The organism is Oceanicaulis alexandrii DSM 11625 (assembly GCF_000420265.1).
GTDB classification, from domain to species: domain Bacteria; phylum Pseudomonadota; class Alphaproteobacteria; order Caulobacterales; family Maricaulaceae; genus Oceanicaulis; species Oceanicaulis alexandrii.
The window spans coordinates 1,852,693-1,867,584 of the sequence record NZ_ATUP01000001.1 but is presented as its reverse complement, the minus strand read 5'-3'; the positions used below and the strand labels follow the sequence as shown (position 1 = coordinate 1,867,584).

Sequence of the window (14,892 nt, the reverse complement as noted above, 5' to 3'; positions counted from 1 at the left end):
AAGGGCCCTGTTATCGAGCCTTGGCCATAGCGGACTGGAAATTCATAAATCCGTCAAGCACGGCTTTGGGGTCCTCCCAATGCGGATAGTGCCCCACATGGGGCAAAACGAGAGTATCCGCATTCGGAACAAGCTCACGGTACCGCTCGACCATGTGAGCGCCCGAGACAGGATCGAGACCCCCGTCGACCACTTTCATCGGCAGGGTCGAATGAACGAGCGCGCCCACCCATCGCTCCCGGTATTGGCGCCGCTCGGTGATATATCCCAGAAGCTTGTGTCCGATGCGCGGCATGCCGCCCTTTTCCTGAGCCAGGGCCCAGAAGGCGTCCATCTCTTCTTTCGCGGGCTGGGTGTCTGGTCCGAACACTTCACCAAGCCCTTTGGCGAATTTGTCCCGAGTCATCAATCGCGCCAGAAACGGTCCAAGCGGCGAATGGAGCAGTTTTTGGGTCAGCGTGGCGCGATGCTGTTCGGGGAACAGGCCGCCATTGAGAAAACAGATCGACTGCAGCGTCACCGCCGCCGCATCGCCGTGTTCGAGATACCGCGCCAGCAATTCCTGCGCGACCGTATCCCCGTAATCATGGACGAAGAGATGGCACGCCTTGATCTCGAGATGCGCAAAAAAGGCGTCATGCAAATCCGCCTGGTCCAGGATCGAATAGGCGTATCGGACCGGCTTGTCGGAATAGCCAAAACCGATCATGTCCAGAGCCGCGACCCTGTAATCCCTACACAGATTATCCCAAAGCAGCACCCAGTCCCAGCTGGCGGTCGGAAAGCCGTGGATCAGGACAAGAACCGGTTTTGAGGCGTCGGACCAATCACCGCCTGTGCGATAAAAGATGTCGTGACCGCGATAGTTGAAAAACGCGCCCGCGGCGCGCCAGGCTTGCAAACTCGCCTGTGCCTGCATGATCTCTCCCCTTGTGCGAACCGCTCTGTTTCCGGCGGCTTGTCTGGGAGGAGCATGGAGCGCGGAGGCGCCAGGTTCAATGAAAACCCCGCCGCACAGGAGCGCGGCGGGGCTGTCTGACCGTCTTGATCCAGCATGCCTCTAACGCATGACGGCGAGGGAAGCCTGCGTAGACGCCGTGTTCAGCTCGGCCCGGTTCATCGGATAGCTGTCTTGCGGCGCGGCGCTGGGATAAGCCTGAGACAGCAAGGACAGGGCGTCACGAATGCGCGCTGCGCCTTCAGGCAGCTCGGCGTCGATCATCGCTTCATGGTCTTCAAACGCTGTCTTGCCGGCATGGTAAAAACCATAGCCGTCCAAATACGGCCCATAGGCCGGATTATCCTGGGCGATCCGATACATGTCCACCGCGCGGTCGATCTGGTCTGCGGCGATGCCGGCCGCGATCCGGGCCTGAGAGGCGCCGTCATCCGGCGCCTGGGTCATCGCCTGGCGCAAGGTCGCGATAATAGCGTCCGTGCGCGCGACAATTTCGTCATGGCTGGCGTCATTGAAGACCGCCGCCGACGCATCCAGAAACTGGCCTTCAAACGGTTCGACGCCCAGTTGCTGGAATGTATCTTCCATATCAAACAGCACTTCGCTGGCCGGGTGCGCGAACATTTCACCCGCCGCGTCGATCTCGCCCACGGCGTGGGCGTCGCGGGCGGCGATCACATGCGCTTCCGCGACGGCCAGGGCCGCGCCATAAACCACCGGATCCGTGGCGGCGTCTTCCACAACAACCCCGCCTTCGCCTTCGCCGGTCAGTCCCGGCGACGGCGCAGCAGCGCCCTGTTCCGGCGTCGCAGCAGCGTGAGCGTCAGGCGCAGACTGAGTGGCTGGAGCCTGGGCGCCGCCATCGGAAGCAGGCTCGCATCCGGCGACGAGACCGCCGCTCAGCACAAGGCCCAGGCCCATGGCGGTGACGCGTTTGAACTGCTGTTTCATGGGAACCCCTGTTCACCCCGAAATTGGAAGGATAAAGTAGAAACTGCAAATCGTTCTCAGGAAGTCAACATGCATCTGACAATCGGTAGCATCTTGAGCGCAGAGACCCTGGCCGAAGCCCGCACTCTGATGGATCAGGTCCGCTGGGAAGACGGCGCAAAAACCGCAGGCCCGACAGCCCGTCAGGTCAAACGCAATCGCCAGGCGGATCTGAGCTCCAAGGCAGGTGCAAAATTGAGGGGCCTGCTGGAAAACGCGCTGGCGACCCACACGGTCTTCAATGCGGCCACGCGCCCGAAGCGGTTCTCAAAACTGATTGTCAGCGAGACGTCCGATGGCGGCGAATATGGCGCCCATGTCGACAACCCCTTCATGGGGCGCGGCGAGGACAGGATCCGAACCGATGTGTCCTTCACCCTCTTTCTGTCAGACCCCGAGCATTATGAAGGCGGCGAGCTGGTCATCGACCAGGCCGGCGCCACCCAATCGGTGAAGGGTCAGGCCGGAGATGTCTTCCTTTACCCATCAACCTCTTTGCATGCGGTCACGCCTGTCACATCAGGCGCACGCCGGGTCTGTGTGGGATGGGTCGAAAGCGACATTCCCGACGCTGGCGACCGCGAGCTCTTGTATGATCTTGAAAACCTTCACGCCAGCCTGAGCCGTCAGTATACGCCTCATTCTGCTGAAATGCTGATGGTCACCAAGATATACGCCAATCTCACCCGGCGACTCTCGCGCTGATCAGGCCGGTACGCGGAAGCGCCGCAAGGCTTCAACGCACTCAGGCAGGCGCCCGCAACACGGCTCAGACTCCAATGTCTGCGCCAGGGCTTGCGCCTCTTCAAAAGCGGCCTGCATCATCGCCTTGCCGCCAGTCGGCGCAGCCATGCCGATTGCTTCAGCTTGCCGCCGGTTGCGCCAGGCTCCGGTCGCAGCGTTGAAGTTGTAGAGCGGCAGGAATTTCGCGCCCTGCTCGGCGATGAACAGCACCGCCGCAATCAGATAGTCGATCTCGGCCTCATCCATCACCCAGTGCAGGCTGAGCCGGCACCAGCCCGGACGTAGCCCGGCATAGCCTGACAGGACAGCGGTGCGATGTTCGCCCGTGGTCTGTTCATCCAGATCGAGCAAATGGTGTGCATACGGCCCGGCGCAGGAACAGCCGGCCCGCGCCTGAACGCCAAACAGGTCATTGAGCAGGGTGGCCACAAATCTCGGATGCAGCATCTCGCCGTCTCCGGATCGGATATTGAACGAGACAATGCCGATGCGCCGGACTGGATCGTGCGACCCCAAAATGTCGATCGCCGGGTGTGCGGTCCACGCGTCAAACGCGCGTTTGAGGGCGTCCTGTTCGCGATGCTCGATACGCTCATAGCCCACTGCGCCCAGCGCCGTCAGAGACAGCGCGGCGCGCATCATTTGCATCACCCCTGGCGTGCCGGCCCGCTCGCGCGCGGCGATGTCCGTGATGAAATCATGGCTGTCCGGCGTGACATAAGTGACTGTCCCGCCACCCGGCAAGGTTGGCGGCAAGTCACTGCGATAAAGCGCCGCCTTGAACGCCAGCACCCCGCAGGCGCCGGGCCCGCCAATCAGTTTATGGGGCGAGAAGTAAACCGCATCCGGCGCCGCATCCGTCCCCTCAGCCGGGTTCATATCAATCGGCAGATAAGGCGCGCTGGCCGCGCAATCGAGGCACAAGATCGCATTATAGGCGTGCAGCAGCCGCGCCAGCCGCGCTACATCCGTGCGCATGCCGGTGACATTGGAGGCGGCTGAAAAAGCGCCGATCTTACGACGGTTGGCGAAGGCGGGATCCGCCAAGGCCCGAGCCAGATGGTCGAAATCCACGCCGCCGTCTGCATCAAGACCGATGCGGACGATCTCGACCTGCGCCTCACGCCAGGTCAGCTCGTTGGAGTGGTGCTCATAGGGCCCGACGAACACCACGGGCGCGCGCGCCTTGAGCGCGCTCTGGACGCGTTCGGCCTCTTCCTGCCCCAGGATCTCGATCAGCGCCTGTTCGCGCGCGGCTTTCGAGGCGGGCGCTTCGGTCACGCCCAGTATCTGCTGAAGACGCTCGATGGCGCCGGTCGCGCCGGACCCGCAAGCGATCACCACATCGTCGTCGCCCGCATTGATCGCGGTCTTCAAAAGGGCTTCAGCGCGATGCAGCCAGGCCGTCGCCTCACGCCCGGTCGCGCTGTCATCACTATGCGGGTTCGCATAAAGCGGCTGCAGCGCCAGGAGCTGATCCTCAATGCGTTGATCCCCACGGCCTGAGGCGGCGTAATCGGCATAGACCAGAGGCTTGAGCCCGAAAGGCGTCCGCAAGACGGCGTCAGCGCCGATCAGAGCGTCACGCGCAGCGTCAATCGGGTCGGGGGTGGGAGCGTGAGTCATGGCGAGGCCTTTCTGCTAGCCCCATGAAACACTCTTTTGCCGAGTGATATTCGCTCATTTCTCCAATATAATGCCCAGAATCTAGGGAAATTCACTCAAAATGGTGGGCATTATGACGCTTGACGACCATGACAAGAAGCTTCTTCGCCTCATGCAGGATGACGCAAACCGCACCGTGCAGGACTATGCGGACGCCATCGGTCTGAGCGCCACGCCGACAGCACGCCGCATCAAACGGCTGAGCGACGCCGGCGTGATCCGCAAGCAGGTGAGCCTGCTGGATCCGGACGCGCTGGGCCTGAAGACCACCCTGTTCGTCTTTATTCGCACCAGCCGTCATGACGGCGACTGGCTGGACGCTTTCTCCAAAGGCGTCAAACGGATGCCTGAAGTGGTGGAGTTTTACCGGATGGGCGGGGATGTGGATTATCTGCTGAAGATCATGCTGCCGGAAATCTCTGACTATGACGCGGTCTACAAACGGCTGATCGCGATCGCACCCTTGTCAGATGTCTCGGCTTCCTTCGCCATGGAAGCGTTGAAGAACACCACGGAATTACCACTCTGAATGGCATATGAGATGGCAAGGACAGACGCTACGCCCGCCCTTGCCGCACGGCGATCATCACTGTCCCAGGCTGAGCGGGAAGCGCACATTGAAGCGGGCCGAGTTCGCCTCAAAATCAGATTGTCCGATACCTGACAGACCGACCGAGACCTGCACAATGGCCCCATTGGTCAAGATAGCGGAGACGCCGAGCTCGCCATCGGCGCGGAACTCTGACTCATCATCGGCGAACAACCCGCTTTCCGTCAGCAGATCCGCCGGCTGGTAATCCCAGACCGCCCTGACGCGCGAACTCAGCTCCCAACGAGCGCCATTGCTGCGCTCATGCCGCCAGATCAATTCAGGCCCGGCAGACAGGCGCCCCAGCTCGACGCTTTGGCCGGGGATAGAAATCCCCAGACTGTCGGCATACGCATCCTGGGTTTCTTCAAAGTGAGTGAGCGTGGCCTGCGGCCGCAGCATCCAGGGACCACGCGCGTACTCGCCGGTCAGATTGGCGCGCACCATCCAGCGATCCGTCTCGAACTCGTCCTCGTAAAGCCCCAGCGGATTTACGGTGTTTGAGCTTGTTCCATACATCGCCAGGCCATCAAAAATCACCCGGTCAGCCAGTCTCCAGACCATATAGGGCCCGGCCATCCAGCCTTCGCCGTCAACGCGCGCGCCGGCTATGGCGCCCGCCTCTTCAAAGACCTCCCGCGCGGTCTCATCCATCCAATCAAACTGGACCATGCCGCCAATCAGCAGATCGTCGGACAGAGCCCAGTCCGCGCCGAGCTGCGCCACGCCGAAATCACTCTCAGCGCGATCCCCGGCGCGATTATCGGTGACGCCTGAAATCTCCGCCGACAGCCACACATCAAGCCGTCCCTCGTCACGCATATGCGAAGGCATGCCCGGTGCATCTGCATGACGGGCCTTGGCCTGGTTGCGCGCACCTGCGAGCGACGCCGTCAGGCTCATATTATACCGCCCGCGATCCACATCCGCGGAGTACAGACCCGCACCGCTTTCATTTCGCGCCCCGAGCCGGGTCGATAGATCGGGCGCGGCATCAATGATGCGGTCGGCCCGTCGCAGCATGAAGTTGCGAATGGCGCGCTGGGTGGCGAGCCGGACCACATCCTCGTCACGCGCGTTTTCAAACGTGCAGACGAGGGTTTCACCCGGATCAAGATCAAGCCGCAGCACACCGTTTGTCAGATCCGCGGTGGAACCGCCATCCAGGTCGCCGGCACAGCTGACCGCTTCCAGACGCCAGCCGGCCGGAGCGCTCTGGCGGACCTCGTATACGCCCTCATCGAGCTCGACTGACGCGCTCTGCGCCTGCCCGTTCACCGTCGAGAGCTGCAAGCCGTCGAACGCGGAAACGCTTGAGGCATAGTCAAAATCAGCATCGCCCGAAACGCCCGCCGGAGTCGTCGTGAGCAGCTGCACGGCGCCTTTACGGGTCGTCAGCACCAGAGTGATCGGGAAGCGCGCCAGCACAATCTCTTCGACCGCCTGGGGTCCGGATGCGCCCGCAGACGCCGTTGACGCCGAACCGTCGATCGCTTCGCGCACAATGGTTACAGTCCCGGTATACGAGCCCGCATTGAGCGCTGCCGCCAGGTCATTCACCGCGACCGAGAAATCAATGTCAGACTGCGCCGGAATAACCCCTTCCAGAGGTGTCACGGTCAGCCAATCCACATCAACGCTGGCGCGGAACCGGACCAACTCGGTGCCTGGATTGGTGACCCTGGCGGTCGCCGCGACACCAACCGGGTCATTCTGATCGATATCAACTTCAACCTCGACCTCGACATCCTCCGCCACCGCTTGAAGGCTCAGATCTGAGGCCGCGCTCGCATTGCCCGCTTCATCGACAACGGCGCCCGCCACCAGTGAAATTACAACTTCACCATAGGTCTCTGGCGCAATGCGCACCGTATAGGTCCGGGCGTTCACCTGCGTCAGAGCCGACGCGGCGCCATTCTCGACGCTCAATGCGCTGAGATCCGGTGTTGAGACCGCCTCGTTAAACGCCAGGGCCAGATCAAAGGGCCCGGTCACTTCGAGAGACTCCGTCGTCAGCTGAGCGACCGGCGCCGTGTTGTCCAGTCTAACCGAAGATTCGTCCACGCCTGTCGGACCCTCGCCCTCAAACGCGATCCCGGACAAATCCTCAATCGTCGTTTGCGCCGAGACGGCCAACTGAACGTCGCCATCCAGATCCGCCAGTGCGCCGCCAGAAGCGGCCACCTGGTAAGTCGATCCAGACCCGGAGACGGAGATTACTGCGCCAGCAACGCCGGACACTTCAAAGCTGGAAGCGTCGACTCCTGTTACGGCCTCGTTGAACTCAACGCTCCATCGCACCGTATCGGCATTGGTCACAAGACCTGTCTCGGCCATGATGCTGGTCAGGACAGGCGCGCTTTCATCCACGTCCAGAGATAAAGCATCAGACGCCAAATTCGCGTTGCCAAGGTCATCGGTCACCCTGTCGGCTGGCAGGCTGATGCTCAGCGACCCAGAGACCGGCGGCGTGATCTGGAGGGAGAACTCCGTTTCAGAGCGTGTCACAAGAGGTCCGCTCGTCGCGTTCACGATCACCAGATCCGATACCTCGAACCCGCTCACCGCCTCATCAAACGTGATGGACACTGTGAACGGTTCGAACACTTCGGTGACATCAGCGGCCAGCGTCGCGACTGGCCCTGCATTATCCAGAAGGTAGCTTTCAGAGTTTGCAGGAGTGCGATTGGCGAGGGCGTTCCCAGCACTGTCTCGGATGCTGGCGCCGTCACTCAGCTGAAGCGCGACAGCCCCGTTGTACTGCGCCAGGTCTCCGCCCGATGCGGTCACCTGATAGGCCGAGCCCGACCCGCTGACCGTCAGGGGCGCCGAAGCCGGTCCTGTTATGACGAAATCATCAACACCAACGCCAACGACCGATTCACTGAACTCCACAGACCAGCTCAGGTTGTCTGCGTTTGTTCGCGCCTCCAGAGGTGAACCGCGATTTATGGAGGCGATGAGCGGCGCGGTCGTATCTGTCTCAGCCACGTCATCGGTTGTGATCGTACCTGTTGCCGTAGCGTCGCCCAAAGTCGCATTGCCTGGATTGGACAAGGTGAGCACCAAAGTCTCGTTCGGCTCGATCACCGCATCGCCAGCAACCGTGACAGTAACCGTTTTGGTGGTCTCGGAAGGCGCAAAAGTCAGCGTTCCTGTCGCCGCCGTGTAGTCACTGGCGCTGAGCGCCGTGCCATCAGACGTCGCATAATCCACGGTGATGGTCTGAGGCGAAGCCGGCGCCAAAGTGACGGTGAAGTTCAGGTTTGATGTGCCTGTATTGCCTTCAACAACGCTTGCATCGCTGACGCTCAGCACAGGCTGGGAAACCGTCAAGCTGGCGGACGCCGTACCGGAATTTCCCAGATTGGAGGTCAGAGCTCCGGTTGTGTTCGAATACGTGTTCACGCTCGCTGAACTGACATCCACCTGCACGGTGCAGCTGGCGCCTGTATTCACAGATCCGCCCGAATAACTGACGGTTCCTGCGCCAGCCACAGCGGTCACACTGCCCCCTGTACATGTGGTGCTGGCGTTGGGGGGCGTGGATATAGCCAGCCCCGCTGACAGCGAATGGGAAAACGCCAAAGACGATGCAGAAACCAAACCAGCACTATTATCAATCGTGTAGGTGAGCGTTGACGCCTGCCCCACAAGCGACGTCGTGGGTGAGAACGCCATGGAGAATGCGGGCGGCGTGGCCGATTTGGTCACAGTTGCGGCGGCGGTCTGGTTGGTGACGTTACCCCCGGCATCCGTCAGCGTGGCGGTCAGAGTCAGGGTGCCATTTGCAAGCCCGGACACGTCAATCGTCACATCCTGAGTAGCGGTCGTGATGGCCGCAGTACCCGTCACCGTCGCGGCAGCGCCGTCCGTCACCGTGTAGGCATAGGTGGTCCCCACCTCCGCCGTCGTGAAGCGGATATCTGTGGCTGCCTGATTTGTAGCGGTGATCAACGCGTCCTGCCACGCGATGCCGAACGCGGCGGGGGCGACACTATCCACGGTGTGAACCGATCCGGACGTGTAGGCGTTCGGCCCCGAATTGCCGGACGCATCCTGAATATCGGTCGCCGCATCCAGATCCAGGCGGATCGTGCCGGCGCCGGAAATTGAATTCACCGTGACGGTGACGCTGGTCCCGCTGGATGAAGAAACCGACGCGATCGTACCTGCCGCCGACCCTGTCGTGGTCAGCGAGAAGTCGTCAGTCGTGATATTGGAGGCGGCTTCCGTAAAGGCGACGGTGAATGTCACGCTGGTCGCATTGCCGGCGGGAGACCCGACCAGCGTAATCGAATTGACCTGCGGCGCCTGCGCTTCCTTGGTCGTGGTGTCGGTGGCGGCGCTGCCGGCGTTACCCGCCGGATCGGTCAGCGTGACGGACAGGGTCAGCGTGCCGTCGGGCAAACCGGATACGTCAATGCCGGTGATCTGATCCGTCGCGGTGCTGATCGTGCCTGTATTAGAGACCGAGCCCGCCCCGCCGGACGAAGTGATGGTGTAGCTGTACCCAGCGCCCACTTCCGCACTCGCAAAAGTGAACGACGCCGCCCCCTGATTGCCAGAATTCACCGGATGCTGATCAAGCGTCACCGAATAGCCGGAAGGCGCGGTGTTATCGAGCGTGTAGGTTTCTTCCGATCCCGGCGTGGTGTTGCTGAGCGCATTGCCCGCCGTGTCGGTGATGTCCTGGCCGCCGGCGAAACCGAGATCCACGGTCGCGTTCAGGCTCGCCATGTCGCCGCCGGAAATCGTGACGTCATAAATGAGCGCGGAAGCCGCACTCACGCCGATGGAGGCGCCGCTGGGTCCGCTGACACTGAAGTCCGCCGCCCCGACAGCGGTCACGGCTTCGGCGAACGTCACCCGGAATATGACACTGTCAGCGTTGGTGTTTTGACCCGCCGGGGTTTGCCGCACGATGGACGTGACCGTCGGCGCGGCGACGTCAATTGAGATGGCCAGACCGCTGGAGGCGGACGAAACATTGCCGGACGCATCTGTCGCTGTAGCGGTGATCGTGTGCGACCCCGAAGACAGAGCCCCGGAGGTAAATGTCCAGTTGCCGGAGCCGTCACTTGTGGTCACGCCCAGAGTCCCGTCAGCGGACGAGCTCACCGTCACTGTCGCATTGGCTTCCGAAGCTCCCGTGAAGGTCGGCGTGGTGTCGGATGTGAGATTGTCAGTGTCGCTCGCGCCGAGATCCGAGGCGGCGCTCATGTCCGGCGTCGAAGGCGCGGACGGAGCCGAGGCATCGATGGTGATGGAGAGTCCCGAAGACGCGGACGACACATTCCCCGCCGCGTCAGTTGCGGTCGCGGTGATCGTCTGAGCGCCGGCTGACAAAGCGCCGCCGGGCGTGAAACTCCAGTTACCCGCTCCATTCGCCGCCGTTGTGCCCAGCGAGCCGCTGGCTGACGAGCTGACGGTGATGGTCGCGTTCGCCTCTGACGTGCCTGTGAAGGTTGGCGTCGTATCGCTCGTCAGATTGTCCGTATTGCTGGTTCCCGTATCCGTCCCCGCCGTCATGTCCGGGGTGGAGGGGGCGCTGGGGGCGTCGCGGTCCACTGTATGCGTCGAGCCGGAGCTGAAGGCGGAAGGCCCGGAATTGGCGGACGCGTCAGCGATATTGGTGCCGCCGTTGAGGTCCAGCCGGATCACGCCCGTGCCCGTGATGCTGTTGACGGTGACGCTGATCGGATCACCGCTGGAGGCGGAGACGCTGGTGATGGATCCGGTGGCGGAGCCCGACACCGTCGTCAGGGTGAAGTCATCGGTGCTGACATTGTTGGCCGTCTCGTCGAAATCGACAGAGAACGTCACGCTCGTCGCCCCTGCTGCGGGAGAGCCGGACACGGTAATTGACTGCACGGCGGGCGGCGTGGTGTCCGGCGCCACCGGAACACCAAAGGCGAAGGTGTCCAGCACACCGGAATTGAACCCGGCGCTCGCCTGAATGATGACATGGTCGACGGAGTTGAAGTCCGTGTCCGTCATCGTCAGCGTGCTGGCGCCGGTATAACTGTTGAAGGTGTCCCGGGCGACTTCTGTACCTGAACTGTTATGACCCGTGACGGTGAGGTTCGTTGCGGCCCCCTGATTGTCATACCAGAAGGAATTGAAATCGAAATTGTCGCCGGAATAGTCGATGCGGATGGTTTCATTCGGCGTGTCGTCAAATCCGAAAATACCAGAGGTGCCGCCTTCGCCGCCGCCAGCATCACTGGCCAACGTGGCCCCACTATACGTGAAGGTGAAGCCACTCTCTGTATGAGGGTTGGGAATTCCAGTTGTAGACCCAAAACTGAACGTCACCGTTGTCGGCGAACCCAGATCCTGAGCCTGAGCCGTCGCCACGCACGCCGCCGAGAACGCAGCGAGCACGACGCTGCGCGTTAAGGTCTTGATGAAATTAAACATATTCCCCCCGGAGCGTGCTGGCGACGCCATTCAACCTGATCCTGGCTGAGTTAACAAAGCCCTACACTACAGGAGAGCGCGACGACAAAAAATCCCCCGAGAGGGGATTTTTTTACAGTGAGTGATGATGGGGTGGGTGTGCATGTCCGTCAGGCGATCGCGCCGGACGGCCAAAATTCTAGTCTACGCCTAGATCGATATCGTCATCGCTGTCATCGCGACGCTGGCGCTGTTGCTCGAGCCCAATGCCGACCGCGACACCCGCACCCGCAGCGTCCTGCACGTCTTGCCTCGGTCGTGACTGGCGCATCAGGAACCGGTACAGCACCACAGGAACGAGCACGGCCCCGGCGGCGAGAAGCGCAAAAACGATCCAGCCGCCCAGACCGACCGGTTCGATCTGCAAGAGCACCGCCAGCAGAACGATCAAGATCGCGCCGGACAGGACCAGCGCCAGGAGTCGTGTGAAAAACCGCTTCATGGGTTCACGATAACGCGGTTAACGCCGCAAGGCTTCCGGTTTTTAGGGCGCTCAGGCGGTTTTCGCCTCATCCGCCTGATAGGTCAGCGCCAGGAAGACGTCTTCCAGGTCTGGCTCCTCGGTGCGCAAATCGGCAATCCGCGCGCCCGAGGCGCGATAGGTCTCGATCATGTCGGCCACAGACGCTTCGCCGAACTTGTAAGTGATGGCGAGCGAGCCGTCAGGGCGGATAATCGCGTCCTGCGCCTCGAACCCGGCCGGAATTGCAGCCAGCGGCTCCACCGGTTCGATCACCAGGGTTTTGGAATCCAGACGCTTGAGCAGGTCCGCCTTGGGCTCGCAGGCCACCACTTCACCGTGATTGACGATGGCGATCTGGTCGCACAACTCCTGCGCCTCTTCGAGATAGTGCGTGGTCAGAACGATGGTGACGCCCTGCTTGTTCAGCTCGAGCACATATTCCCAGAGCTGGCGGCGCAGCTCGATATCCACCCCGGCGGTGGGTTCGTCGAGCACCAGAACCGGCGGATTGTGCACCAGCGCCTTGCCCACCAGCAGACGGCGCTTCATCCCGCCTGACAGCTGGCGCACATAGGCGTCGCGCTTGTCGTCCAGCCCCAGCGCGGTGAGAATCTCCTGCGTGCGGCGCTCGGCTTTGGGCACGCCGTAAAAGCCCGCCATCAATTCCAGCGTCTCGGACGGCGTGAAGAACACGTCCATGTTCAGCTCTTGCGGCACCACGCCGATGGCGGCGCGGGCGCGGCGCGGATCCTTGTCGATATCCACGCCCCAGATCTTCGCCGTGCCGGCGGATTTGGTCACAAGGCCTGCGAAGATATTGATGAAGGTGGATTTCCCCGCCCCGTTCGGCCCCAGCAGCCCGAAGATCGAGCCACGCGGAATCTGCAGGTCCACACCCTTGAGCGCCTCCTTGGCGGGCGACCCCTTGCCGCCGGGATAGGTCTTTTTCAGGCCATAGGCTTCAAGGGCGAATTCGGGTTGGCTCTCGGACATGGACGGGCTCATGATCTGCAAGCGAAGAGGGCGGGCCGCGCGTGCGCAATTGACGCCTGCACGCCGCGCGCCTTAAGACGGAGCGGACCCTAGCGGCGTGCGCGGGCCTCGTCCACGCTGCGTCGCTGTCTATCTTCTTTCACCGGACCCCTCTCAGACCGGCAGAGCACATCATGACCGACACCGCCAACGCCTCCTCCCTGCCCGCCCCCGAAGTGATCGTGGTCGACCAGAAGCGCGTCATGTGCGATGGCGGCGGCGGCGCGCTGGGCCATCCCCGCGTCTGGTATGATATGGGTGAAGACGACTTCGTCGAATGCGGCTATTGCGACCGCCGCTTCGTGCTGCGTGGCTCGAAATCCGACCCCAAGGCCTAAGCGCCTTCTCCAAAAGACATTGAATTATTCCGGTTTCGATTGATCCCGGAAACCCTGCCCCTATACCTGTTTGAAACAACAGACGGGGGAGCATGATGAGCCAGCCGAATGCGTCGGCGATGCGTCAGCGCATCGGATTGATCACGGGATTGGTGCTCGCGGTCGGGCTGCAATTCCTGCCCGTGCCGGAAACCCTGGACCGCTCCGCCTGGCTGCTGGCCTCCCTCGCCTTGATGATGGCGTGCTGGTGGGCGACCGAAGCCATTCCCATCGCCGCCACCGCGCTCGTCCCGCTCGCCGTGTTCCCTGTGGTCGGCATCCTCAGCATGCGGGCCGCCTCCGCGCCCTATGCCGATCCCATCGTCATGCTGCTTCTGGGCGGCTTCATCGTGGCGCTCGCGATCGAGCGGTGGAATCTGCACACCCGGATCGCGCTCAATATCGTGGCCGCCTTCGGCTCGCGCCCAGCCTTGATGATGCTGGGCTTCATGACCGCGACCGCGGTGCTCTCCATGTGGATCTCCAACACCGCGACCACTCTGATGATGATCCCCATCGCGTTGAAAGTCGCCGATGCGCTGAAAGACGAAGGCGTGGACGCAAGTCAGTTTGCGCCGGCCCTGGCGCTGGCCGTCGCCTATTCAGCCTCTGTGGGCGGCATCGCCACACCGGTCGGCACGCCGACCAACCTCATCGCCATGGGCTTCATGGAGCGCGAATACGGCGCGGTGATCAGCTTTCCCCAATGGATGATGATCGGCCTGCCCGCTGCTGCGCTCATCATCCCCGCCATGTGGCTGATCCTGACCAAATGGGTGTTCAAGGTGGACGGCCACGCCCCCAACGAGGCGGGCCGCGAGATCATCTTGCGCCACAAGGCGGCGCTGGGGTCCATGACCACGCCCGAGTTTCGCGTGGCGCTGGCGTTCGGCACGGTCGCGCTGTTGTGGATGGGCCGCACCCTGCCCGGCTTCCTGATCGGCCAACCCGACCTCACTTTTGGCTGGAACCCGCTATTGGCCTGGATCAGCGCCCAGCTTGAACTGCCCATCGTCCTCAGCCTCGGCAATGCGCAGATCGCCATGGCGGGCGCGCTCGCCATGTTCCTGATCCCGGCGGGCGGCAAGGTCGGCCAAGGTCAGGCGCTGATGGACTGGGAGACCGCCAAGCGCATCCCCTGGGAAGTGATCTTGCTGTTCGGCGGCGGGCTGTCGCTGGCGGCCGCCATTCAGGCGACCGGGCTCGCGGGCTGGATCGGCGGGCATCTGAACTGGGTCTCCACCCTGCCCTTGCCCCTGACCGTGCTGATCCTCGCCTGCATCGTGGTGTTCCTGACCGAGCTGACCTCGAACGTCGCCACGGTCTCGGGTTTCCTGCCGGTGCTGGGCGCGGTCGCGGTGTCCGCCGGCGTGCCGCCCGAGCATCTGATCGTGCCGGTCGCCCTGTCCGCCAGCTGCGCCTTCATGCTGCCCGTCGCCACCGCGCCCAACGCCATTGTCTACGCCTCGGGCGCCGCCAGCATGACCCAGATGATCAAGGCCGGCTTCCGCATCAACCTGGTCGCCGCGCCACTGATTGCGCTGGTGAGCAGCCTGATTAGCGGGCTGGCGTTTCCGGGTTAGAGGGTGGGGCTTCTGATTGCTCAGTCTTG

Annotated in this window: 10 protein-coding genes; 4 read left to right on the top strand and 6 right to left on the bottom strand. The window is 62.4% G+C overall.

What is annotated here, in order from left to right:
• Nucleotides 1-10: 10 nt before the first annotated feature.
• The gene (locus G405_RS0109010; RefSeq protein ID WP_022701188.1) at nt 11-919 is read right to left on the bottom strand and encodes an alpha/beta fold hydrolase; all 909 of its coding nucleotides are present in this window, start codon (nt 917-919) and stop codon (nt 11-13) included.
• 141 nt (nt 920-1,060) lie between these two features.
• Complete coding sequence (locus G405_RS0109005; RefSeq protein ID WP_022701187.1) at nt 1,061-1,909, bottom strand: hypothetical protein; 849 nt, start codon at nt 1,907-1,909, stop codon at nt 1,061-1,063.
• 69 nt (nt 1,910-1,978) lie between these two features.
• Here G405_RS0109005 and G405_RS0109000 point away from each other — a divergent pair, with 69 nt between their 5' ends.
• Nucleotides 1,979-2,653: a Fe2+-dependent dioxygenase gene (locus G405_RS0109000; protein WP_022701186.1), complete on the top strand. Its 675-nt coding sequence runs from the start codon at nt 1,979-1,981 to the stop codon at nt 2,651-2,653.
• Here the strand turns inward: G405_RS0109000 and G405_RS0108995 are convergent, their stop codons facing one another.
• Nucleotides 2,654-4,318 (bottom strand): aminotransferase class V-fold PLP-dependent enzyme, encoded by a 1,665-nt coding sequence (locus G405_RS0108995; protein WP_022701185.1) that lies wholly within the window; start codon nt 4,316-4,318, stop codon nt 2,654-2,656. It abuts the gene before it with no gap.
• Between the two features lie 112 nt (nt 4,319-4,430).
• On the opposite strand from G405_RS0108995, the gene G405_RS0108990 reads away from it, so the two are divergent.
• Nucleotides 4,431-4,886 carry an Lrp/AsnC family transcriptional regulator gene (locus G405_RS0108990; protein ID WP_233346017.1) on the top strand — a complete coding sequence of 152 codons (456 nt, stop codon included), beginning with the start codon at nt 4,431-4,433 and terminating at the stop codon, nt 4,884-4,886.
• Nucleotides 4,887-4,943: 57 nt separating this feature from the next.
• Here the strand turns inward: G405_RS0108990 and G405_RS16545 are convergent, their stop codons facing one another.
• From G405_RS16545 to G405_RS0108975, 3 genes are all read right to left on the bottom strand, one after another.
• On the bottom strand, nt 4,944-11,369 hold the full coding sequence (locus G405_RS16545; protein ID WP_169447512.1) for an Ig-like domain-containing protein: 6,426 nt from the start codon (nt 11,367-11,369) through the stop codon (nt 4,944-4,946).
• A 178-nt stretch (nt 11,370-11,547) separates the two neighbouring features.
• Nucleotides 11,548-11,850 carry a hypothetical protein gene (locus G405_RS0108980; protein ID WP_022701182.1) on the bottom strand — a complete coding sequence of 101 codons (303 nt, stop codon included), beginning with the start codon at nt 11,848-11,850 and terminating at the stop codon, nt 11,548-11,550.
• A gap of 51 nt (nt 11,851-11,901) precedes the next feature.
• A complete protein-coding gene (locus G405_RS0108975) occupies nt 11,902-12,864 on the bottom strand; it encodes an ABC transporter ATP-binding protein (protein WP_022701181.1) in 963 nt (320 codons plus the stop codon).
• Between the two features lie 173 nt (nt 12,865-13,037).
• Between G405_RS0108975 and G405_RS0108970 the strand changes: the two genes are divergently transcribed.
• Entirely contained in the window at nt 13,038-13,241 is a 204-nt protein-coding gene (locus G405_RS0108970; RefSeq protein WP_022701180.1) for a zinc-finger domain-containing protein, read from the top strand.
• A 95-nt stretch (nt 13,242-13,336) separates the two neighbouring features.
• Nucleotides 13,337-14,863 carry an SLC13 family permease gene (locus G405_RS0108965; protein WP_028284682.1) on the top strand — a complete coding sequence of 509 codons (1,527 nt, stop codon included), beginning with the start codon at nt 13,337-13,339 and terminating at the stop codon, nt 14,861-14,863.
• Nucleotides 14,864-14,892 lie beyond the last annotated feature (29 nt).

Bases quoted from the DNA above. Each gene is read 5' to 3' on its own strand.
- G405_RS0109005 (WP_022701187.1), bottom strand. From the start codon at position 1,909: ATGAAACAGCAGTTCAAACGCGTCACCGCCATGGGCCTGGGCCTTGTG.
- G405_RS0108965 (WP_028284682.1), top strand. From the start codon at position 13,337: ATGAGCCAGCCGAATGCGTCGGCGATGCGTCAGCGCATCGGATTGATC.
- G405_RS16545 (WP_169447512.1), bottom strand. From the start codon at position 11,369: ATGTTTAATTTCATCAAGACCTTAACGCGCAGCGTCGTGCTCGCTGCG.
- G405_RS0108980 (WP_022701182.1), bottom strand. From the start codon at position 11,850: ATGAAGCGGTTTTTCACACGACTCCTGGCGCTGGTCCTGTCCGGCGCG.
- G405_RS0109000 (WP_022701186.1), top strand. From the start codon at position 1,979: ATGCATCTGACAATCGGTAGCATCTTGAGCGCAGAGACCCTGGCCGAA.
- G405_RS0108975 (WP_022701181.1), bottom strand. From the start codon at position 12,864: ATGTCCGAGAGCCAACCCGAATTCGCCCTTGAAGCCTATGGCCTGAAA.
- G405_RS0108970 (WP_022701180.1), top strand. From the start codon at position 13,038: ATGACCGACACCGCCAACGCCTCCTCCCTGCCCGCCCCCGAAGTGATC.
- G405_RS0108995 (WP_022701185.1), bottom strand. From the start codon at position 4,318: ATGACTCACGCTCCCACCCCCGACCCGATTGACGCTGCGCGTGACGCT.
- G405_RS0108990 (WP_233346017.1), top strand. From the start codon at position 4,431: ATGACGCTTGACGACCATGACAAGAAGCTTCTTCGCCTCATGCAGGAT.
- G405_RS0109010 (WP_022701188.1), bottom strand. From the start codon at position 919: ATGCAGGCACAGGCGAGTTTGCAAGCCTGGCGCGCCGCGGGCGCGTTT.